Annotated in this window: 22 protein-coding genes and 1 riboswitch; of the genes, 9 read left to right on the top strand and 13 right to left on the bottom strand. The window is 42.4% G+C overall.

All coding sequences use genetic code 11. The annotated features are described in order from the left end of the window. Window positions 1-652 precede the first annotated feature (652 nt). Window positions 653-1,105: an RNA-binding protein gene (locus EYW48_RS14815; protein WP_053311450.1), complete on the top strand. Its 453-nt coding sequence runs from the start codon at window positions 653-655 to the stop codon at window positions 1,103-1,105. On the opposite strand, the gene murI is transcribed toward EYW48_RS14815, so the two are convergent. The 3 genes from murI to btuB are packed head-to-tail and all read right to left on the bottom strand — an operon-like array spanning window position 1,068 to window position 4,461. After that, window positions 1,068-1,880 (bottom strand): glutamate racemase, encoded by an 813-nt coding sequence (murI, locus tag EYW48_RS14810; protein WP_176246931.1) that lies wholly within the window; start codon window positions 1,878-1,880, stop codon window positions 1,068-1,070. The two genes, EYW48_RS14815 and murI, sit on opposite strands and share 38 nt — an antisense overlap. 21 nt (window positions 1,881-1,901) lie before the next feature. Then, entirely contained in the window at window positions 1,902-2,591 is a 690-nt protein-coding gene (locus EYW48_RS14805) for an adenine nucleotide alpha hydrolase (RefSeq protein WP_261918222.1), read from the bottom strand. Window positions 2,592-2,637: 46 nt separating this feature from the next. Continuing rightward, window positions 2,638-4,461: a TonB-dependent vitamin B12 receptor gene (gene btuB / locus EYW48_RS14800; RefSeq protein ID WP_277432614.1), complete on the bottom strand. Its 1,824-nt coding sequence runs from the start codon at window positions 4,459-4,461 to the stop codon at window positions 2,638-2,640. A gap of 47 nt (window positions 4,462-4,508) precedes the next feature. After that, window positions 4,509-4,709: riboswitch (cobalamin riboswitch) on the bottom strand. A gap of 157 nt (window positions 4,710-4,866) precedes the next feature. On the opposite strand from btuB, the gene trmA reads away from it, so the two are divergent. Continuing rightward, window positions 4,867-5,976, top strand: a complete 1,110-nt coding sequence (trmA, locus tag EYW48_RS14795; RefSeq protein ID WP_277432613.1) for a tRNA (uridine(54)-C5)-methyltransferase TrmA — start codon at window positions 4,867-4,869, stop codon at window positions 5,974-5,976. Window positions 5,977-6,158: 182 nt separating this feature from the next. On the opposite strand, the gene EYW48_RS14790 is transcribed toward trmA, so the two are convergent. The 6 genes from EYW48_RS14790 to EYW48_RS14765 are packed head-to-tail and all read right to left on the bottom strand — an operon-like array spanning window position 6,159 to window position 13,962. Next, the gene (locus tag EYW48_RS14790) at window positions 6,159-6,629 is read right to left on the bottom strand and encodes a type II toxin-antitoxin system death-on-curing family toxin (RefSeq protein WP_277432612.1); all 471 of its coding nucleotides are present in this window, start codon (window positions 6,627-6,629) and stop codon (window positions 6,159-6,161) included. Between the two features lies 1 nt (window position 6,630). Further along, window positions 6,631-7,644 carry a DNA-binding protein gene (locus tag EYW48_RS14785; RefSeq protein ID WP_277432611.1) on the bottom strand — a complete coding sequence of 338 codons (1,014 nt, stop codon included), beginning with the start codon at window positions 7,642-7,644 and terminating at the stop codon, window positions 6,631-6,633. Then, entirely contained in the window at window positions 7,637-8,950 is a 1,314-nt protein-coding gene (locus EYW48_RS14780; protein ID WP_277432610.1) for a restriction endonuclease subunit S, read from the bottom strand. Before EYW48_RS14780 ends, EYW48_RS14785 begins: the two co-directional genes overlap by 8 nt. Further along, window positions 8,943-10,574, bottom strand: a complete 1,632-nt coding sequence (locus tag EYW48_RS14775) for a class I SAM-dependent DNA methyltransferase (RefSeq protein ID WP_277432609.1) — start codon at window positions 10,572-10,574, stop codon at window positions 8,943-8,945. Before EYW48_RS14775 ends, EYW48_RS14780 begins: the two co-directional genes overlap by 8 nt. 28 nt (window positions 10,575-10,602) lie before the next feature. Continuing rightward, a complete protein-coding gene (locus tag EYW48_RS14770; protein WP_277432608.1) occupies window positions 10,603-13,728 on the bottom strand; it encodes a type I restriction endonuclease in 3,126 nt (1,041 codons plus the stop codon). 21 nt (window positions 13,729-13,749) lie between these two features. Continuing rightward, window positions 13,750-13,962: a helix-turn-helix transcriptional regulator gene (locus EYW48_RS14765; RefSeq protein ID WP_194566592.1), complete on the bottom strand. Its 213-nt coding sequence runs from the start codon at window positions 13,960-13,962 to the stop codon at window positions 13,750-13,752. A gap of 218 nt (window positions 13,963-14,180) precedes the next feature. On the opposite strand from EYW48_RS14765, the gene radC reads away from it, so the two are divergent. The 7 genes from radC to EYW48_RS14730 all read left to right on the top strand — a co-directional run bounded on the left by radC (window position 14,181) and on the right by EYW48_RS14730 (window position 18,370). After that, a complete protein-coding gene (radC, locus tag EYW48_RS14760) occupies window positions 14,181-14,654 on the top strand; it encodes a DNA repair protein RadC (RefSeq protein ID WP_277432607.1) in 474 nt (157 codons plus the stop codon). After that, entirely contained in the window at window positions 14,651-15,088 is a 438-nt protein-coding gene (locus EYW48_RS14755) for a DUF2787 domain-containing protein (RefSeq protein WP_277432606.1), read from the top strand. Before radC ends, EYW48_RS14755 begins: the two co-directional genes overlap by 4 nt. 49 nt (window positions 15,089-15,137) lie before the next feature. Then, window positions 15,138-15,581 carry a DUF2787 domain-containing protein gene (locus tag EYW48_RS14750; protein ID WP_277432605.1) on the top strand — a complete coding sequence of 148 codons (444 nt, stop codon included), beginning with the start codon at window positions 15,138-15,140 and terminating at the stop codon, window positions 15,579-15,581. A 318-nt stretch (window positions 15,582-15,899) separates the two neighbouring features. After that, entirely contained in the window at window positions 15,900-16,634 is a 735-nt protein-coding gene (locus tag EYW48_RS14745; RefSeq protein WP_277432604.1) for a transcriptional regulator, read from the top strand. Window positions 16,635-16,664: 30 nt separating this feature from the next. Next, window positions 16,665-17,033, top strand: a complete 369-nt coding sequence (locus tag EYW48_RS14740) for a hypothetical protein (protein WP_277432603.1) — start codon at window positions 16,665-16,667, stop codon at window positions 17,031-17,033. A gap of 40 nt (window positions 17,034-17,073) precedes the next feature. Then, window positions 17,074-17,301 (top strand): hypothetical protein, encoded by a 228-nt coding sequence (locus EYW48_RS14735; RefSeq protein ID WP_033929402.1) that lies wholly within the window; start codon window positions 17,074-17,076, stop codon window positions 17,299-17,301. 256 nt (window positions 17,302-17,557) lie between these two features. After that, entirely contained in the window at window positions 17,558-18,370 is an 813-nt protein-coding gene (locus EYW48_RS14730) for a tetratricopeptide repeat protein (protein WP_346780435.1), read from the top strand. A gap of 254 nt (window positions 18,371-18,624) precedes the next feature. On the opposite strand, the gene EYW48_RS14725 is transcribed toward EYW48_RS14730, so the two are convergent. The 4 genes from EYW48_RS14725 to EYW48_RS14710 form a co-directional block, all read right to left on the bottom strand. Then, on the bottom strand, window positions 18,625-19,404 hold the full coding sequence (locus EYW48_RS14725; RefSeq protein WP_277432602.1) for a DUF3658 domain-containing protein: 780 nt from the start codon (window positions 19,402-19,404) through the stop codon (window positions 18,625-18,627). Window positions 19,405-19,579: 175 nt separating this feature from the next. Then, entirely contained in the window at window positions 19,580-20,062 is a 483-nt protein-coding gene (locus EYW48_RS14720; protein WP_277432601.1) for a tetratricopeptide repeat protein, read from the bottom strand. Between the two features lie 563 nt (window positions 20,063-20,625). Next, window positions 20,626-21,237 carry a hypothetical protein gene (locus EYW48_RS14715; protein WP_065679791.1) on the bottom strand — a complete coding sequence of 204 codons (612 nt, stop codon included), beginning with the start codon at window positions 21,235-21,237 and terminating at the stop codon, window positions 20,626-20,628. Between the two features lie 167 nt (window positions 21,238-21,404). After that, entirely contained in the window at window positions 21,405-22,070 is a 666-nt protein-coding gene (locus tag EYW48_RS14710) for a glutathione S-transferase N-terminal domain-containing protein (protein ID WP_017099647.1), read from the bottom strand. Window positions 22,071-22,141 lie beyond the last annotated feature (71 nt).

Below are 22,141 nucleotides of genomic sequence, written 5' to 3'. Positions count from 1 at the left end.
ATTAAAGTTTTGTTGGTCCTAAGACCGGCTCAATGAATACTGACTTCAAAACTGTTTTTACTCGAAAGTAAAAAGTAATTTTAAAGCTATTGTTGTTCCAACAGAACAACAATGAATTGACTGTGCCGCTTATTGGTTTTCACTTTTTAATAAAAAGTGAAATCAAAAAGCATTCGAACTATTGCTAGTTCAGGTCACTCAGTTCATTGATAAATCTTTTTCGATTATCATCAACGAGTGCCCACACAGATTGATAGGTTTATATTGTTAAAGAGCGTTTCCTACCGACCAAACCATTAAGTCCGCGTCGCTAGGGGTGCGAATAATACGCTTTCGTTTTTAAGAGTCAAGGGTTATTTTCAAACTTTCTATTCTCTTTTAAACTCTAACTCGTGTGTGAGGTTCGTCTCACTCCGTGTCAGTGAGGCGGCATTATAGGGATGATTTAGAAGGTGACAAGTACTTTTTGAAATTTCTTTTTTGTTCGACCAAAAACCAACCAATGTCGCGTTTTATTGAATAAAACTTCAACATTTGAAGGCTATCACAGCAATTGGTTGGAAAAACGCCAAGCTTGTACGTAAGATTCATGTGTCTATTTTGTTAAGCTTAGACATCTATCTTCTTTTATTTTGATATGTAGTATTCCAATATGAACTCTAATAAATCGACTTTACTGATTGCATCTCTTGCAATAATAGGCGCTATCGTCTTTTCTCTGGTCGCGCTATCTCCCGCAATTACTTTCGTGCTTGGTGTTGTCTCTTCAGCTTTTGTTTTTAAATTTTGTGGCAACAGCACAGTAACCGATGAGGATCCAAAACTCTCAACGAAAACTTTGTATGTCGGAAATTTGCCATACAAAGCTAACGAGGCCCATGTCCGTGAACTTTTTGCTAAAGAAGGAGAAGTGTTTGCTGTGCGCTTGATGAAAGATAAACGCACTGGAAAAAGACGGGGCTTTGGCTTTGTAGTAATGGCATCTTCAGATGTTGATTCTGCAATTGCAGCCTTAAATGAAAAAGACTACATGCAACGTACCCTAAAAGTACGCGTGGCGAACGACCCTAAACATCCTGACGGCGAAATGTTTGAACAGGACTAAACCCTAAGTGAGCCAGTCGGCTATTAAGTGCGTTTTCTTCCCAAGGAAGCGCACTCGATAAAATTTTGTATTGCTTTATCTGACATTGCGGCTCACTTTCTACCTCAAGCAACTCTTTAACACGCCGGGCTATCGCGTTTCCAGAATCCACCAGCAATACTTTATTCCCTAATACGCTTTGAATCTCTTCCTTTATCAGTGGGAAATGTGTGCAGCCAAGTACTGCAACGTCAATATGATTAACCAAAGGCTGCAGTATGGCTTTTAGCTCGACCAAATCTACCGCTTTACCTCGTAGTTTCTCTTCTGCCATATCGACAAGTCGAGTAGAGCCTAATAGTTCAACATTTTTATCCGATGAAAAATCTCGAATTAGGTCATGAGTATATTGGCGTGTAATGGTAGCGGGGGTAGCGATAAGTCCTACGGCTTTATTTGCTAGCGATGACGCTGGCTTTATTGCCGGAACGACTCCAACAACAGGAATCGAAAGACAAGAACGTAATGTCGGCAAGACAATTGTACTTGCAGTGTTACAAGCAATCACGACTAAATCGATATTATCTTGCTCAACAATCTGAGTAACTAAAGTGAGGACACGCTCAATTAATACTTGTTGATCTAACTCACCGTAAGGATACGCTTCGTTATCAAACAAATAGGTGTAATTTAACTGTGGCAATTGCGCTTGTATTTCTTGATAGACAGATAATCCACCGACACCGGAATCAAAGATAAGCACATTATGATGAGACTGTTGTGACACGCTGACCACCTAGAAATGAAAACGTCTTGATCATACTCGCTCTTTATCAATTGGCAATATTCTTGCCTGGTATCTTTGATGACAGAAACGCTCCCCCTCTTCGAGGTGTGTGAGAGTTAATTGCAGCGAGCCATGGATAAAACATGGAGCTTCAGTTACTAAAGTGTGAAACTCACCATCTTCACCGCATGGATCGACACTCAGTGGCAATGATTGAAGAAACTCATTTCCATACCACTGACCACAAAATTTCGGTTCTAAAGCTTGCCCATCAGTCGTCACGATCATCGTTTTAATACCACAGCCTATCATTTCATCCGCCAATGCACGGCTATTCTCCCCCAACAATGGCAATACGCATTCCCAACCAGCAGGTTCAATATAGCTTTTACGATAATCAGCAATGCCATTACAAAAAATGTCGCCAAATGCAACGGCGTTGATCTCTAAGTCACTCGATTTCAGAGCGTTTATGATGGTTGATTGATAAACCTCATTGCTCGGAAACACTTCGGGTAATTTTATTTTGATAATCGGTAAACCAACCAATTGAGCCTGCAAGTCAATCACATGCAACGGCGTTGCTTGGAAAGGCACTTCGTTGTCCACATACGTGGTATAAAGCCCAACTACGTTGTAATCTGTATCTGCTAATAAGCGCTCTAAAGTCAGCGTAGAATCTTTTCCACTCGACCAACTGATAATGACGTTCTTTTTCATGGTGAAACTCACTAATTGAAAAACCGCCCGAAGGCGGTTTGAGGCATTAGAATTGGTAAGCGACGTTCAGGTAATACGCTCGTTCTGGTGCAGGGTAACCATTGGCTGTTTCGTACTCTTTATCAAATAGATTATCAATTCGAGCACTTATTGTCGTTGACTGGTTGGCGTAATAACTTACAGCGGTATCAAATAGTGAATAAGCGCCTAGCGTAATATCCGTATATGGGTAAGTGCTATAATCCACATCAGGTCGTTTACCAACATACAGATAGCTAATTGACCAATCTACTTCATCAAAACTGACTAAAGCATTCCATTTATACATCTCTTTCGCACGGCGTTGCAATTGCTGACCAGTTGCCTCTTCGGCATCTTTATAATCGGCACTAATTTGATGTTGGATAATACCGGTATCAAATTCAGCCGTTAGTTCCACGCCTTGGATATGAGTTTCACCGTTAACATTAACGTATTGATAAGTCGAAGGGTGGTAATCGATCAAGTTATCGATTTTATTATCGTAACCCGTTAAAGACCAATACACCCCTTTAACCAAACCACTAAAGGTGAGTTCAAATGAGTTAGATTCTTCAGAGGTTAAATCTTTAGAACCATAGTTTGGGTCATATTGTTGATAAAGGTTTGGTGCTTTAAATGATGTACCATAAGAAGCCTTTACTGCAAACTCTTCGACAAATTGGTAGCCAGCTGCGAGGTTATAAGTCGATTGAGAACCAAATTCTTCGTTATCATCAAGGCGAGCACTGGCTTCAAGTAATGCCGATGAAATGCTAGCCGACACCATACCAAATATCGCGCTATTTGAACGACTAAAAGTCTTATCTGCAGTTTTATCTAGATAAGACTCGTCACGCCAATCGACTCCACCAGCCAAAGTAATCACATCAGATAACTTATAGTGATTAATAAACTGCACATTACTTTGCTCAAGTTCATCTGAAGAACCAGAGTATTTATCTGCTGACTGTTCGTAATTCCACGACTTTTGTTTCTGAGTGTTGAACTGCATCTCTGCAATCCATTTTTCAGATTGATACTGGCCACCGAATGTAAATGAACGATCGTCTTTTTCTGACTCATAGTATTTATGGCTACCAAACGAATTATCATATTGGTAAATATTCTCATACGCTCTGGCACTACCAAACAGAGACCATTGCTGGCTTAGTTTATGCGTATAACCAACCAAGCCATTGGTGCTATCAAACCCGTGACGATCACCATCATTAATACCATGTACTGGCTTAACGTTGTAACCTTTATCTTGCTCATTACCAAGTGCAAGGTTTAGCTGACCATTATCCGAAACAGCAATACCAGAGGCGAGACTTAGCTCGCTGTAATCCAAACTCCCCAAACCTGCACTGAATCTTGTCCCTTCATTCGAAGAACGTGCAACGGTAATAATATTAATCACGCCACCAATGGCTTCAGATCCATAAAGGGATGCTCGAGCACCTTTAACGTATTCAATACGCTCAACATACGTTAAAGGGATTTGATTAAAGTCTACGGCACCTTTTGCGGCGCGAGAAAAGCGCACACCATCCACTAGCACCAATACTTGATCAGAGCCTGTACCGCGCACAAAAATTGAGGCATTCTGTCCACGGCCACCATTTTGAGTAATTTGAATCCCCGTCAATCGACGCAAAACATCAGGAATAGATTTAGCCTGTGTACGTTCGATATCTTGCCGTAAAACAATTTCTATATCAGCTAAAGTCGATTGGGTCGATTGCTCGAAACGGTTTGCCGTTACAACGAGAGTTTGATCAGAAGATTGAGCATAAGAAGCATGCGGAAGTAACGATGCTATTGCCATCGCCAAAAAAGAGTTGTTCATATTGTATCCTAAGTCGCGTAAGTCCTACCGAATCCCCCATCTGGGTAATTAACGATTCGGTTGCTGGCAGGTATTCGGACTTAAGAGCTCGGCATCGCCACCTAGTCACTCGACTTCCCACATCGCTTATGCAGTGTCATTTGAGCTTTCGTTCTCTCTTACCGCTGCGCGTCAGTTCTGGTTTTGCACCAGATTCCCTTTTTCAGCCGTCTACACTTCCAGACAGCACCAGCTGAAGCGATACTATTGTTCTATCTATTATTTGTCTAGAGAAAGATTAGTATAAGCTATAGTTTTACAATGCCAATGCGTGGTTAATTCTGCACAAAACTGGACAAGCGCGAGGGATTGAATAAAATCTGCGCTCTTTATTTGAATGCACCATACCCGAAGAAAGGTAATACCATGGCTACTCTTGATGTAAACCCACAACACTACCAACAGCAATTGGCGGAAAAGACAGAGCGTCTCACCCAAATGTTTGCACACTATAATGTGCCAGAGTTGGAAGTGTTTGAATCACCAGAGCAGCACTATCGTATGCGAGCTGAGTTTCGTATTTGGCACGAAGGGGAAGACCTTTACTACGTCATGTTCAATCAAGAAACGCGTGAAAAATACCGTGTTGACCAATTTCCAGCCGCAAGCCGTTTAATCAATGACCTCATGCCACTATTAACGGATGCATTAAAAGGCAGCGATTCTCTTCGCCGTAAACTTTTCCAAGTCGATTTTCTCTCAACATTAAGCGGCGAAGTACTGGTATCGCTGCTTTACCATCGTCAATTAGATGAAGAATGGATTGAAAGCGCCAAAGCGTTAAAACAACGTTTGAATGATGAAGGCTTTAACCTCAACCTAATTGGTCGAGCACGCAAAATGAAAGTGGTGCTTGATCGCGATTACGTGATAGAAAAACTGAATGTGAATGGCGATAGCTATATCTACCAACAAGTCGAGAACAGCTTTACTCAACCCAACGGTAAAGTCGCGCAAAAAATGTTGGAATGGGCGGTAGATTGCACTCAAGACAGTCGCGGTGACTTGCTTGAGCTGTACTGTGGTAATGGCAACTTTTCATTAGCACTGGCACAAAATTTTGAGCGTGTACTCGCGACTGAACTAGCGAAACCTTCGGTTGATTCGGCACAGTACAATATTGCGGCAAATAAGATCGACAATGTACAAATTATCCGTATGTCAGCAGAAGATTTTACCGAAGCAATGGAAGGAAAGCGTGAATTTCGCCGTCTAAAACAAGCCAATATCGATCTACAAAGCTACAACTGCAACACCATTTTTGTTGATCCTCCGCGCTCAGGAATGGATATCGATACGTGTAAAATGGTGCAAGGTTATGAGCGTATTTTATATATATCTTGCAATCCAGAAACTCTAAAAGATAACTTAGACATTCTAGGCAAAACTCATAAAGTGACCCGTTTTGCTCTATTTGACCAATTCCCTTACACCCACCACATGGAAGCGGGTGTGCTGCTAGAGCGCATAAAATAAGGATTTAAACGGCTTTTAATTGTAGCAAAAATCGCTCCGGGTACGGCTTGGGGTACGGGAAGCTTGTTATGGACTATCGACTAAGAATGAATTTGACTTAGTCACTCAAACCAACTTTGTGGTTAGATTAGTGCACTTAAAATATTAAAGAGCCTCCGGTTAAGGAGGCTCTTTAATATTGACTAGTTTTGCTTGTTTTCCTCGGCTCGTTGAACGGCCTCATAAATTTCCAGTTTCAACGCTATGGAGTACTCATCTTCATACAGAATAGAGCTAATGATTTTATGCAGTAGCTTTTTATCAATAACGTTATCGGCGACCCAAACGGCGATGTTCTCCATTTCACGAACGAAATGCTGCACGATGTAGTCAAATCCGTTGAGCTCTAAAAAGTAGGCTCCGAGCGCTAGTGATGAGCGTTTATTGCCATCATTAAAGGCATGGTTTTTGTTGATGGAAAACACTAAGTGCGTCAGCTTGTCTTCGATTTCAGGGTAATACCAGTCGTTTTGCATATGCTCCAATGGGCTTTCAAGTTGACCGATATCTTTTGTACCCGTTAAACCGCCTGATTTTTCGATGATCCAATCGTGGGTACTTACCGCATACGTCACATCGAAGTAAAAGTACCGTGGCTGAGCGTCGTCGGTCATATCAGCGGTCCTTCAAGCGTTTGAATACGTCAAGTATTTCAGGATCACTGAGCTGGTCTTCAAGAGATTTACTTTTCTCGCCAAGGAAACGTTCAAAGTCTGCTTCTGGTACAGATTTAATGTAAGCCTCCAGCTTTTCATGCAAAGCATCTCTAAAGCACAAGTCTCTGCTGGCCATTTTTGTTCTGGCATCGGTTATCAGCGGCCTAAAGAGAGGATGCTGCTCAAAACTGGCAAACAGCAGCTCAGCCTCTTTTTGCGTCAATGGACGGCCCAAACTGGTACTCTGGCGCTCTAGCTCGTGAGCAATACCAGATTCAAAACTGGCGATAAGCGTGAGCACTTCAGAGTACATGGTTTCACGGATCTTATCTTTTTCGGCCAGCTTGAGTATTTTCTTATACTCCGCTGCATTCTCATGGAAAATGCTTTGGTAGATCAGGTTAGTAAAGCGGCCATACTTCCACTTATTGCCGTCTACGTATTTGTCCAAGGCGTCGGTAAACTGTTTACGGTAGTTTTCCTCTTGGAACGCCGCCATCAAGTAATCTTGATCGCGCTGGTTGATGAACTTGGTGTGACCGCCTGCGCGTTCTGCGAGTACATCAATGACAATATCGAGTACACGAGAGCGCAGTTCTTTGGCTCGTTCACTGTCAGTGAGCAACATTCCCAGGTTCAAAATGGCGCGAAAAGAGAAAACGCCTAGCACACTGGTTTTGGTACCGTCATCGATGTCGGCACCATAGCTTAAGGCTTTGAATTCTTTAAGTTTTGATCCTCTTAATATTTGGTAGCCATTGTTTTTTAGCTCATCTGCATGGCTGGCTAAATAGCGCTCAATTGTACGTTCACTGATTTCAAACAATTCCATGACTTGTTGCTTAGTGAACACCGCCTCACCATTAAACTGAACACCACCTAATGCGAGGTGTTGCTCTGCTTTTTGCAAGGCGTAACGGTTATTCAGTATGTTTTGTCGGTCATGCAAAGACTCAGTGAGATCTTTAGCCATGTTGATCCTCCTGTGGTTCAGTGCTTGGTTTTACCGTTACTTGACCGTTCATTAGCATGGGAAGAAGCCAATCACGTAATGCTATTAGCTGCTCGTTTTCTTGTTCTAGGGTATCTTGTCTTTTGAAAAGGTCTTCTACTTTTGCCCTAAACTCTTCAACAAGTTCATTTGGTGGAAGAGCTAATTTCACTGTTTTAATAACAGTCCCGGATACTTCTTTGAACGTTGAACCAGAAGCGTATTGAATTATTGCTTTTAGGCTATTTTTTACCGTGAAATAGACAAACTCAGTTGGGTATCCTTTAGATGGTATAAAAGATTTGAACCCCTGATTTGTTGTCAGTGCATTTCTTGCAATCGCCATATAACCTATTGGCGCTCTTGAGCTTAATAGCACAGTTCCAGCAGGATATTTTTTAAGTGATGCCGATTTTATGCCTTCCGCAGTTACACCCATAGCGCCTTTAGAAATGAACTTATTTCCAATGTTCCCTGAAAGATCATTTGGAGTAATCCAGGCACTACCTTGTTCTGAAAAGTTATTTTTATCAGCAGTTGAAGGTGTACTCCCTCCAACTATCTGACCTAAATTATCCAACGTTCCATCAGACCAGCCGACAGGAATTTCACGCTTCAAGGTATGGTTGTAAACCATCTTACCGCCAGAAGCTTTATAGGGCTTTCCATTGGCATCCGGGAAATCAAACTGCACGAACCAGTAGTCATAAAGCGTTTTCGCCATGGCTTCTAGCTCAATGTTGATACGATTGTTGAGTTCGATTTTGTCCTCAATAACAGAAAGAACATCTGCAATCTTTTCTTGCTCTTCTTTCTTTGGACCATTGAACGGTATGCTGGCAAGAATACCTGTGTTCAAATTAGGCATTGTCGCCCCGACCGCTTGGCGGACAATCCAGTTCTGAATTGTTGGGGTGCTGAGGTAATGAGTTAGAAATCTAGAATCAAATTTATCACCAGGGCGAAGTAACAGGCAGCCAGTACCACAGAAATACCCATCTTCTTTTTCCCTTATTAAGGCTTTGAGTGTTACATCTCCTCTACGGCTATACACAATATCGTCTTTCTTGACGATATACTTCGAAAGCCGATTAGCATCACCTTCAGTTATGTAAGCTATATCCGAAAGGTCGACCCTGTTGCTCTTCATATTTGCAGGCATAATGCATGGAATTCCTTCCTGAACATAGTCAGCAGCATGAAGTTGGCTTCCAAAAGGACCTGTGTGGATCTTACCTCCACCAGCTTTTACTAAATTGCCAAGATTATCACTGAGGATGTTATTCATATTTCAAGCCTGCCAACTGCTTTTTAATCTCTACTTCTAGCTCACGTGATTGTTTAAACAAACTGTCCAAATTGCTGCTAAAGCCCTGCATTTTTTCCACAAACTGCTCTGAGGTAATATCTACATACTCAATTTTGACTTCGGAGTACTGTCCTGCACTGAGGCTGTAGTTTTTCGCAGTGATCTCGTCATAGCTAACAGCGACAGAGAAGTCATCTTCCGTCCACTTGTTGTTGAATACATCAATGATTTGCAGCTCTTCTTCTGGTGTTAGAACCGTCTTCTGATTCTTACCTTCTTTGACCTTTTGGCCCAAGTTTGATGCATCAACCAACACTACTTTGTCTTTGTTACTGTCATCAATAAACAGAATGGAGACGTTGGTACCTGTAGTCGCGAAGATATTGGATGGCATGGAGACAACCCCCGCAAGCATCTTGTTATCCACCAGGTACTGACGGATCTTTTTATCAATGCCAGATTGAGCGGTAATAAACCCTGTTGGCAATACCACCGCTGCTTTTCCACCTGGTTTTAATGAGTAAATAATGTGCTGCAAGAACAATTGGTAGATTTCCATTTTGTCCTTGGCTTTGGCTTTGATTTTTGGAATGCCAGCAAAAAAGCGATCTTTGTTTTCTTTGCTGTCCAACTCATCACGAAAATCACTGAAATCCAGCTTAAATGGTGGGTTAGAGACAATGTAATCAAATTTGCGTAGCTCACCATTTTCCTTGTGGTGTGGATGACGAAGAGTGTCGCCTTCAATCACGTTAGGAATTGAATGCACCAAGTTGTTCAAAATCAGGTTCAAACGCAGTAGGTTTGATGACTTTTTCGAAATATCCTGCGTGTAGATGCTACAACGCGTTTCACCGATAGCATGGGCGACGTTCATAAGCAGAGTGCCAGAGCCCGCTGATGGGTCATAACAGCTCACATTGCGCACGGTGCCTTGCTGGTCTTCAGGCACCAAAATTGCGGCCATAATGCGTGCTACCGCATGAGGGGTGTAATACTCTGCGTATTTGCCGCCTGAGTTGCTGTTGTAGTCTTTGATCAGGTATTCAAAGATGGTGGCGTAGAAATCAAATTTTTGGTTAAAGATACGCTCAAAACTGAAATCAATCAGTTTGTTGATGATCGCTTTGCAGAAAGCATCACGCTTGGAAACGGTCACGTTCTCGCTGATGCGGGTAAACAGTTGTACTTTCTCGCCTGTGTCCGTCATTACAGCAAACACATCGTTATTGCTGATGGCAATGTCCATCAAAGTATCATCAAACAGCTGAGCAAACCCAGGCTTGTCCTGCTGGTTGAACAGGTGACTGATGAAATGATGTGGTTTGAGACGAGCAGTGTCAGCACCCATCTGGATCTGGAGCATCTCTAGATCTTCTTCACTCATTTCAATCAGGGCTTCTTCCCATTTTTCCGCGCTGGCGATTTTTTTGTCTATTTTCTTTGCTTCATAGGCGAACTTATCGTTCAGGAATTTATACAAAAAGACCTGAGTGATGATCTCAAATTCCCCGGTACTGTTGCCTAAGCCATTGGTTGCACAGATGCTTTTCAGGCTATCGATAAGGGCTTTTGTTTTTTCTCTAAATTCGAGTTCGACCATGGTTTGTGTACTGCCTTAGTTGGTGTTATTACCAGGATTGGCTACCTGTATTAAATTCTTTTAAATATTCTGCTACGACAAGGTGGTTTACATAACGAACCGCTTCCGCATTCAAGGGAATGCTCTGTTGTTTGATAAAGCGGTTATGAACCTTTGGTAGCAGATGCCGCTCAAAATAGCTTTCGTTATCGAGAACGGACGTGTTGTCGAGTACCTGGCTATCGGCGTCTTCTTTGACTCCGAGTAGGGCCTCAAAAATCTTTCTTTCAGAGTCAGTAATGTCGCGTCGTTCTTGTTGGCGTTCGTATAAACGCTTGTGTAAACGCGCATACTTGGTGTCACCTAGGTACTTCTGACGCAATTGGTTGTTCTGTCGGTTCAACTCTTTCACTCGTTGGTGAATTTTGTTGAGCGCATCGATGTTGGCGACCATTTCATCTTGTGTTACTTCACTGAGATTCTTTTTCTTAAACAATCGCTCTAGTTCATCTTTCAGGTTGATGAATTTCGGGTCTTGTTGGTCAAAGTTACTTGCCAGAGCTTCGCGTGTTTGACGAAGAGTGTTTTTCAACTGGTCAGCCAAAACCAGTTCTTCTTCACCGATTTTAACGAACTTGAAGATGACATCTTCTAAGGCTCGGTGAAGCAGGTGTGTGGTGTCTGTGCCTTGTTCAAGATCTTGCTTGAGGTTGAGCAAGTCCAAATGATTGCTGGTTTCGCGGTAAAGCACGTTTAGCTTGGCAAAATCCAGTTCATCAAGGAAATCGTACTCACCTTGCAGGCGAATTAAGTTATACAGGCTTCGTGCATCAGCTAAGGCATTTTTCAGTGCTAAGACAGTTTCTCTGTCTTGTATCTGGCTGATTTGATCACAGAAGGTCTCCATGTTGCCGATATCAAAGCGGAACAGCACATCTTTAATGTGTTCTATCTCTTGTTTGATCTCTTCCTGTGATTTGAATAGCTTGGAGTAGCTTTCGATTTCGTCGCCCAGCTCAGATTGCAGCTCGTCAAAGTAAGCTTTGTTAGTTGCGTCAAACTCTTTTCGGATGTCCGCGAAATCAACCACATAGCCATAACGGAAGTCCTTATATGTGCGATTGACGCGTGTCAGTGCTTGTAGCAAGTTATGTTTACGGATCACACGGCCAAGGTAGAGTTTCTTCAAGCGTTTAGCATCGAAGCCTGTGAGTAGCATGTTGTAAACAAACAGTAAGTCGATTTTTCCTGCTTTGAAATCTTCAACCCAATCTTTGCGTTCTTGTTTTGTGCCGACATCATGCAAAATCAGCGCAGCATTGCTCACTTTGTGGGCTTGCTTGGCTGGCTCCATGCTCGCCGTTTGAACGTAAGTCGGGATCGGTTCTGCTACCGATGTTGCTTGCTGAGGTTCCACGCTGTCACTACTGGATAGGGGCTTTGAGGCGTACACAGCATTAAACAGCTCAAACATTTTTTTTGCTTGGTCTGAGCTATCGCAAATGATCATACCGCCTATAGTTGCGTCATTTAGCGTGCCGCGACTCTTTTCGAAGTCGCTAATGATGTAGTCCAGCATTGGCTCAACAAAACTTTGATGGGCGTATATTTCTTTGCGGTCTACATCGCCCATTTTTACTTCAGCTTCTTCCAGCGCTTGTTGAAGCGTCATTTTGTAATTGGTCGCGATCTCTTCACGAATTAAGCGCAGGGTATAGCCGTCAGCAATAGAAGCATTGTAGTAATACTTGTGAATGTAATCGCCAAAAAGAACTCGTGAGTTGTAGTCTTCACCCAGTAAGGGCGTACCCGTTAATCCTATCTTGATAGCGTTGGTATCAGACTGAGTCAGGTTGGCTAGAAAGCTACCTTTCGGGTTGTAACTACGATGAACTTCATCCAGGAAGTAAACGCGTTGGATGGTGACGTTATAGTCTTGCGTTGAAATAACGTCGGGGTCATCTTTAAACTTCTGAATGTTGACGACGGTTATTTCGGCTTTGCCTGAGTGGTTGTGAATCACTTGTGTGGCTTTGATGTCACGCGTGAACGCTTCACGGGAGTTTATGGTATGAACAATCAAGCCGCGTGCAGTGAACTCTCGCTGTGCTTGTTGCAGCAAGTCTAGTCTATCGACGATAAAATAGAACTTTGGAATGATTTCTCGTTTTTGGAAGTAGTCCGTTAAGAACCCAACGTTGTAATAGGTTAACGCAGTTTTACCACTTCCTTGGGTATGCCAAATAATCCCTTTTCGAACCCCTTCGTTTAGCTTTCGCTCAATAGCTTTGGTCGCAAACATCTGTGGGTAGCGCATGATGTGTTTTTGCAGGCCATCACTCTCTGATACGTAGACCAATGCATAGCTTAGAACAAAGGACAAACGTTCTTTGCTGAGTAAAGAGGTACAGATTCGGTTGGTTGGGCGGCTGGGCTCTTTGTTGCTCAAAAACTCCGGGTTGCTGCGGATCACCTCCAAGTTATTGTCTTTGAGTACTGCCAGTTCTTGCTCATCAGTTAGTGGTTTTAAAAGCGCAGTGAGGTCTAACACCTCTTCTTCACGAAAGTAGTTAAACACTGGCTTGTCATATGAACTGCTCGCGTAAAACGCACCTTGTACTGGCTCTGGATCACCATCGACGTAGTCCATGTTATTGGAAAAAATCATGAACTGAGTGATGTTAGCAAAGCGCTTGAATTTCGGGTTTTGAAAACGTTTATTGATGCGTTCTCTTTCCGCGATGATACCGTCTCGGTTGTTAGGCTTTTTCACCTCAATAAACACCAGCGGCATGCCGTTGATTAACAAGATAATGTCAGGACGAAATTCATCGTCTCCGTTCTTGTAGGTTAGCTCAGTAACGACATGGAAGCTGTTGTTGGAAAAGTTCTCGAAATCGATCAGCTTAGTGCCAGATCGAGCCTTCAATTTATTGAAAAAAGCTCGTCCTAAGTCTTCGTTATCCAGAGAGAGTTTCACTTCTTCGAGCAAACGGGCAACGTCATCAGGTGTCATGTCAGGATTTATACGACTGACCGCTGAGGAGAATAATTCCGGGAAGATATTTGTATCCTTGTCCCAGTGTGTTCCTTTCAGGGATAGGTACTCATAACCCAAACGCATGAGATGTAGGATCGTTGGTATTTTTACTCTTGAATCTTCTGTGAAGCTCATATCAGTCCTTCGTTATTGTTTTTATCGATCATTCTCTGGTGACTGTTCTAAGAGCTCACCAACTTGACAATTAAATAGCACGCACAGTTTGTCGATGGCTTCTAAGTCCACTTTTTGTGCTGTTTCTTTGTACAGAAGTGTCACTGTGTTGCGGCTTAAACCCGTTTCACGAATGACATCTGAAATCTTTAATTTTCTCTCACCCATCATGCGAGCAAGATTGCATTTAATCATGTCTTCCTATCCATATTGGCAAGACTTCTTTGATAAAGCATTCTATCAGGAATTTATGACCACAAATAAAAATTTCATTTCAAATTGAATTTTTAATCTTAAAATTTAAAAACCGATCACAGCATTCCTTCCACTTACCTCAATTCACTTATTCCAAAAATATTCAGGCATATGTCATCAATGTGAAACCCCATCATTGATTCCGACAGGAGCCTGAAATGAATCCAAAAACACCCGATTACCAAAAGCAGCAACGCTATCAGGAAAATGAAATCCTGGAGCATGCGGCTGAGATACTCGCGACACGCTATGTACGTGGTGATGCCTTAATTAGCCCTGATGCGACCAAAGAGTATGTACGCTGCAAACTCGGCAGCTATGAACGTGAAGTGTTTGCTTTACTGCTACTGGATAACCAAAACCGACTGATTGAGTTTAAAGAGCTCTTTCATGGCACCGTCGATGCGGCCAGCGTCTACCCACGTGAAGTGGTAAAAGCGGTACTAGAAGCGAATGCCGCAGCGGTGATATTTGCCCATAACCATCAATCTGGAGACTCAACACCGTCTCAAGCCGATAGACGGATAACCGAAAGACTCAAAGATGCTTTAGCGCTGGTGGATGTTCGCGTTCTCGACCATATCGTGACAGGCGATACCTGCGCCTCATTTGCTGAAAGGGGGTGGTTATGATTGAACAACATTATGGCGAGCTATCTATTGATGACACGTTACATGCGTCACTGGAAACACTTTTGAATCGATACACTCTCCCAGAGAATGCCGAGAGACTCGTGCTGAACTGCCGTCAAATGAGTTACTACCGACATCGACAAGGTTTGCATCCCATTGAAGTACAGCTTAAACGTGAGTCAGATACTAGCCCTTGGCTGGTAGTCTTCTTTGCCAGCTTCTCTTACCCCGATGACAACAGCACAGCCGTTGAACCTGAGTTGTACTTTCACCTCGCAAACCAATGGTGCTACCAGCCTGATGTAGGGAGCACGGATTTATCCCACCCAGAAGTACAAGAGCTGCTGTCGGTATGGATGAAAGCCTTTGCTCGCCATCTATCCAGAAAAGTTTTTGATGACGTGCAACTGACAATGGTCGGTACGTTCAACTAAATCCATTCTCTCTTTTCTAATTTGAATCCTGAAACAAGGAGGACTCACCATGTCCCAATTAACCTTCATTGCCTCCACGCTACCTGTGTCAAAGAAACTGCATAAGCTGTTAAATGTGCAGCTCACCGCTCATTTGCTGAGTAATGAAGCACTAACCACCAGCCGTTATCTGGTGTTTAACTTCCGCGATAAAAGTTACAGCGCGGATGAAGGCGGCTTCCATCCGGTTGAGATTGCAATTTGCCATACCTCAACTGGAGGCTGGAGCATTGAGTACATCACTGACTTTGCGTATATGGGAAACTACTACCCAGAGCTAGAGCGCAACTTGGATTTTGATTTTCGGGCTGGGCAGTTCTTTGTGGCCTATCGTGGCTGGCTACCAATGCAGGGTAGCCGTGATGCTAAAGAGCTGTATCGGCTATGGGAGAATAACTTTCTTGCCTATGTTGATATGGACTCCTACAACGAGATAGCCGTCACTCCGCAATAACTCATGACTTCCCTTCTTCTACAAACCATCAAACTTGTCACTGCCCTCATTACGCTGTTCTCCCTTTCCCCGTTCTTCGGTGCCATTGGAGCCCTATCCACTTTAGGGTTTCTGGTGGTGCTGCTGATTGGGTTATTGGTAGCGATTGCCGAGCTCAGTGATAAGCATAAGCCTCGTTAATGTTAATCGGCTCACGCTTTGGTGATGCCGATTGATGCTGTTTTCACCGTTGGACATTATGTGTCTGACCCACCTCTATTCTCCCGACATTAAATGTCCGACTCCGGTGTGGAGCTTTGATGTATTGAGAGCGTAGTCATGAGCAATAAAACCAGCATTGAAGGGTTATCCGCTTTGCTGCACACGCTGATGCTTATTCCTCAACATCGATGGATCACCGTTAGGGAGTTGCAGCAGCAGTTAGCCCTACTCGATATCCACCGCACCACGCGCAGCATTAAACGCTACCTCGATGACATCATTGTGAACGTGTTTAACGTGGAGTGTGATTCGATGAGCATGCCTCATGTTTATCGCAAAACCTCAGAGCAATTACTGAAGCTCAACAAGCAGGAAATGCTCTATTGGCAACTGACCAGCAAGTACTTACTGCCGCTTGTTCCTGATGCACTGAATTACGGGCAAGGGTCCTCTTCGAAGAGAGACAAACCCTTACCCCACAAGGGTTCAGCTCATTCAAAAGAGCAAGAATGGTTAGCAAAAGTACATGTGGCTTTGCCCAATATTCGTGAATGGAGTGACAAGCAACGGCAAGTATTAAATGCGGTACACACGGCATTACTGCACAACCGTATGCTCAAAATATCGAGTCAAGTATTGCAGCAAGAGAAGGCGCTCATTGAGCCACTGGGACTCTCGGTTCAGTGTGACGCGCTCTTGCTGCTCTTTCGATTATCCGGTCAACACACGATACGCACCCTCGCCTTGCCTTTGATTGATGAGGCCAGTGTATCGACGTTTTCTTTTACCTATCCGACTGATTTCAATCTTGAGCGGTTCATGCGTGAACGCGATGAAATCAGTACGCCCTGAATTTCACTCACCGATAAGGAGAGCACCGTTATGACATTAATCAACACTCTACTCCGATACGCCGCTATGAGCTTGCTGTTTATTGGACTCACCGCTTGTGGCGATCAAGAAGAGACTCAAGCAGCAACAGCAGATATTGAAGTGTCGATATCAGCTAACCCTCACTGGGGAACATTGGTCTTTGACCTACAAGCCATTACCGATAACACCGTAATAAGCAATGTAGTGATTAACCGTGGCAACTGCCGATTACCCGCAGGCACAACCTCAGAGCTATCAAGAAACGTTTCATTAAAGTTCGGCCAAACCTACACCGGATACAGCAACAACTGCACAGTGGACAACGTGAAAGAAATCGAAGTCACCTCCAGCGCTGGCACCTTTGTCTACACCTTCTAACTTTCAAATAACATACTCAACCAACTTGTAAGGATAAACTATGAAAAAGTCATCTCTACTCATCACAGCAGCATTAGTTTTCTCAACCTCTTCCGCATTTGCTGGTGGAACACTGGGCGGTAACCCATCCGCACATTCGGGAGCCGTTAACGTCAGTGTAGGCAAATGTACTCAATACAAAATGGATGTAAAAACAGCGCAACAGGAAGGTAAGGATGTATCGACCATCACCGTTCCTGAAGGCTGTGAACCAGCCAAAGAAAAGTAATACCACCAGCAACAGTAAAAAATGACAATGGGGAGCAATTACGCTCCCCATTCTTTTTTTTTTTGCTTCTAGACATAGCTTCTTATCTAAATACCTCTCAACAATACTATTCCCATTAGCTGGCAATTTCACTTAATTCAAATAGCACTTATTAATCATCTGATTAACATCATATTTTTAGTGACCATCACTGATATACTTACGTTTAAATTTTCATCATACAGTCAATAAATCATGCTTCGCTATTTAATTTTCCATTCCTCTTTTTATTTTAAGCGCCTGTACGAGTGGTACTACCAATATCACAAATGAACAAACTCTAAACTCTGATGAAGCCTATGAAAAAGGATACATCGCGCTTAGCCAAAAGAAATATAAGGCTGCTTATGCAGAATGGCTACCCTTAGCTGAGAACGGAGATGCTCAAGCACAGTACTCGATAGGCTGGATGTATAGTAAAGGACTGGGTGTTGAAAAAAGTGTCGCGAAAGCTTTAGATTGGTACGTTAAGTCAGCAAACCAAGGTTTTGTAGACGCTCAATATAGTGCTGGGAGAATCTACCTTTATTCTCTTCAACAATACGAGGATGCATTTACGTATTTTAAGTTAGCAGCAGAAAATGACGAAAATAAAGCGCAGTTTTATTTGGGTTTAATGTACTACCGTGGCGATGGCATTAGCAAAGATCTAAAAAAATCAGCACATTGGTTCTTACAATCAGCAAAGAAAGGCAATAAAGATGCACAGTTCTACATTGGTCAAATGTATGAACTAGGTGAAGGTGTCCTACAAAATGACAAGTATTCTCTACATTGGTTTAACTTAGCCTCAAGGAATGGACAGCAAGACGCACAATATAAGCTTGCTGTTATTTACTATCAGGGGAAAATGGTACCTAAAAATGATATCACAAGCTATATGTGGTTAAATATCAGTCAATACAACGGAAAAGATATTCAAAATATGAAAGGAATAATATTTGATGACTTAAGCCAAACTGATATTGATGAAGCTCAATTCAGATCAATAGAATGTGTCGAATCCCTGTATGAACACTGCAATTGGTAATTTTTGGTACGCAATCAGAACTATGCTGTAATGGTTTATACTCGCGGCTGTTTCCATAGCTCGAAAATAAAAACATTCCCTTCGTTAATATCCGAGGCTACGGTGATGAGAATGAGAATTTAAATTTTTACTTAGTTATAGCACGCACACTAGGAATGAGTGTTCGATAGGCAAAGTGTGAGCTTTACTCTCAGTTACGTTTCCGTTGTATTTTTCTCTCCCTATATTTTCACTAAATGTTTGAACTTCCCATATCATAACGCTCGACTCAACTGACGCCTAAAGAAAGGTCCTTCACCTACCGAGCGCACTATTTTTCTCAAGATCAACACACGCAATCTGTAACAGAGAAAAGTATCACCAACTTGCCCTACATAATCACCAAGCACACGACCAATGACTACTGCTGCAACACAAACTCGTGGGCCAATCGCAGCAAGAAGAGCAGCATCAAAAAACGTCTCATCATGGGATACAATTGCGGAACCGTTCCAAGTTCGAACCATATCCCTACTCACAAGAAGACTATCCCATTCTTTGGCTAATTTAACCTGCTGAAAGATATCAAGAGGTACTGGAATGACGGTAGTAAGTTCTTCGGCTGAACAGGCACCAACGATTGGTATGGTGTCTCTATCCAACTGACCTGTCGTTACATCAGCTAAAAATAAACTTTGTTCCGGCAATACTGAGCAAAGCAATCGCAACATTAATTGTTCATCCACTGACTGGCCAACCCAAACGACATAATCACCATCGCGTTCGAGATCCTGATAACTCTGCAATATGGGCAGTCCTATATGGTCGGATAACCATGACCATAAGTCTGGTTCATTAATAAGACCACATACCCCCTTAAACCAATTGCTACGTAGAGCACGTCCCTGCACAGTACCATAATTAATTAGAGGACCATAAGCCAACGGGTCACACAGCTCTACCACCCGCTTATTTTCATCTGGTGCAAGAAGAGAATTCAAAATGCCAGCAGCTGCGCCTCCTGTAACAAAGTGAGTCACCTTACGAAGGGTCATGACTAAACTCACTTATCATATCAGCACATCGTCTCTCTATTCTCATCATCGATCCTTGTCTGCTACCAACTGCTAATCACTTATCGATCTCCATAACCTTAGAATTCATAAGTTGGTTTACTCTATTGTTTCTATTCCCCGGTTAGACGAACAAATATACGTAGGAACGCAACATTTACCACGTTTTATCAAGGTCTTTTGCATAAAGCAGAATGGCTCGCTGGTAACTTTTGATTTTCTTACTCTCAGTGGTTGATAACAATAACTTAATTAGTAACGCCGTTGCTTCTTTGTGTCGTTCTAAGTTGTACAAACACATGGCATAGAACGGCTGTACTTCCAGTGAATCAGGGTATTCAGCAATGGTTCGCTCAAAATACTCTAACGCTTTAGTGTATTTACCCAAACTGCGATAAGTACTCGCCAACCCAAACAGAGCATCAAAACGTTCAGTTATGGAAAGATCCCCTTCCAATGCAAGATGATAATGTATAAGCGCTTGCTTCTCTTTGCCTTCATTATCATAAGACCAAGCCATGTATAAATTTGCTTTGGCTGCATATTGACTGTCATCCAATAGCGTACGCAGCAAAAGCCGAGACGCATGATAATTTCCGGCCTCTCTAAGATTGATGGCTTCGTGGATAATGGTTTTCATGTGCATCTCCTCTATAATTGACTAATAGAATGAAATTTATTTACACTCTGTGCTAACTCTCAAATCGTCCAACGATAAATTATCAATGATAAAATCTTAAACTAGATGAATAAATAGTAATAAAGGAATCCAATGTTTATAAGATTTATTGCCAGTATGGAGGAGGAAAAGCGACTCCAGCATACTCATGGTATCATTACCCAAGCACAAATGATGCTTGTCGACGGATTGATCCTTTACGAGTACCATCAGGTGCATATTAAAGAAATCTTCACTCAACTTAATGAATCACTACCATGTCCACCGTTCCACTCAAAGTCATGGCCAGACAATGCTATCTCTTGGTTTTTAGACTCAAGCGTCAAACATATATCACTCATGTATGAGCTAAAATATATATTAGAAGAATATGATACAAAGGTGGCGACATTACATTATTCAGACGTCGGCACCATTTTATACAGAGATGACTTTCAAGTGGTGGCTAAGTCTAGCCTCTTATGAAAAACAAAATAATATATTGATAATAAAATGAACCTTCTAAAAATATATACCCTCGCCAGTTAAAATGAGAACTGCAACCCAAGCTCATAGCTCACTTCCGCCTCATCACGCTCTGCATATTCTAAATTTGCAACTAAGCCAAACACTGAGCCGAATTGAAAGACGTTATTCCACTTAAACTCATCTCTTGCTAGATCTAAGAAATCATGCTGATAGGAAACTCCCATCAACCAATGATTAGCTATTTGTTTTCTAACCATCGCTTGACAGTATGTTCCACGCTCGGAATATGGTGAACTGTAATCACTATCAGCACGATAGTTTACTGCTCCACAGGATAAAGAGCTGGCCATTGCCCCTCCCAAACGCCCAATGAGTCCTCCGCCAGCTTGCCAACTATCTACCTCCGAACTAAATCGAGTGAGAAAGTCTGCTTTTCCTTCAACGAATACGTAGTCAAAAACTTGAGCACTGACATCTAAGTATAACCCTCCCATCGTCTTATTCTCTGTATTGTCATACTTATCGTTAAGGTAAGGTTTTAACGCTCCCGACTTAAAACTAGCTCCTTTATAACCAAATCCTATGTGAGAAAAATTATCAACAATCTCACTTGATGCAAAGCTTGAACACGAAACTAACAACATCAGAGGAACAACTTTAGTTATCATAATACGATATCCTGTGGCACTTTTTTGACATGAAAGTTTATTCTGTACATTGCATATTGACAGCAACATACGGAAATAAACTATAACAAATCAATATGTAACATCCGATAAATTTAAACGCAAACTATGCGTTGCGTTCACATTTCCATCGTTGTCTTAAAGCATGTTTAAATTCCAGTGCCAATCCTATCTAGGCTGTCATACCAATTCAAAACATGGCTAGTCAGCATTTCCCCTGTGAAAGCGTTACTCGTAGACAGCAGCCACTTCAACGTCCCATAGACGATATAGTCTGAATACATGGGCGCATCGCCCGATAAGTATCGTGTCTTAGCTAAATAAGATTCCAGTACTCTCATTTTTTTGAGTAAGTCGGCCTTTGCTAACTCTTGGCTGTTGCTTTGTACATTTTCTAAGCTGTCCTGAAAGTGTTTCTCTCTAGAGGAACGAAAGTAATCTTTATCGCGATCTTTAAGCTTGCAGTAAATGTCGAAGATGGCAATTTTGGCGATGTCCGAATGTAATGATGCTGCCCACTCATGGAAAAAAAGTGCCATTAAACGCCCTTTTTCACCGCCAAATAATGAAGGTGATTCAGGGTAGTGGGCCTCAAGATAATCAGCGATGTTAAACGAATCAGAGAGCACCGTTTCACCATCTTTGATGGCGGGGAGTGTAGAAAACTGCGCCTTAAACTGAGCCTGAATGTCGACAAAAGAAAGCTCAGTGGTATCAAACGCTATATTTTTGTGTATCAAGCACATTTTCGTTCGCCAACAATAAGGACTGAATTTTAAGCCATCGCCCCCACACAGTTCGTAAAAAGTGATCATAGGTGTCTTACTCCGAGAGTTGCTAAATAGGTGTAATGGTTGTGCTGGGCACAGTATGTTCAATCTTGGTC

It is taken from the genome of Vibrio sp. 1180_3 (assembly GCF_029478545.1).
In the GTDB taxonomy this organism is placed as follows: Bacteria; Pseudomonadota; Gammaproteobacteria; order Enterobacterales; family Vibrionaceae; genus Vibrio; species Vibrio aestuarianus.
Note: the sequence above shows the minus strand (reverse complement) of the source record. Positions and strands in the feature narration are given on the sequence as shown.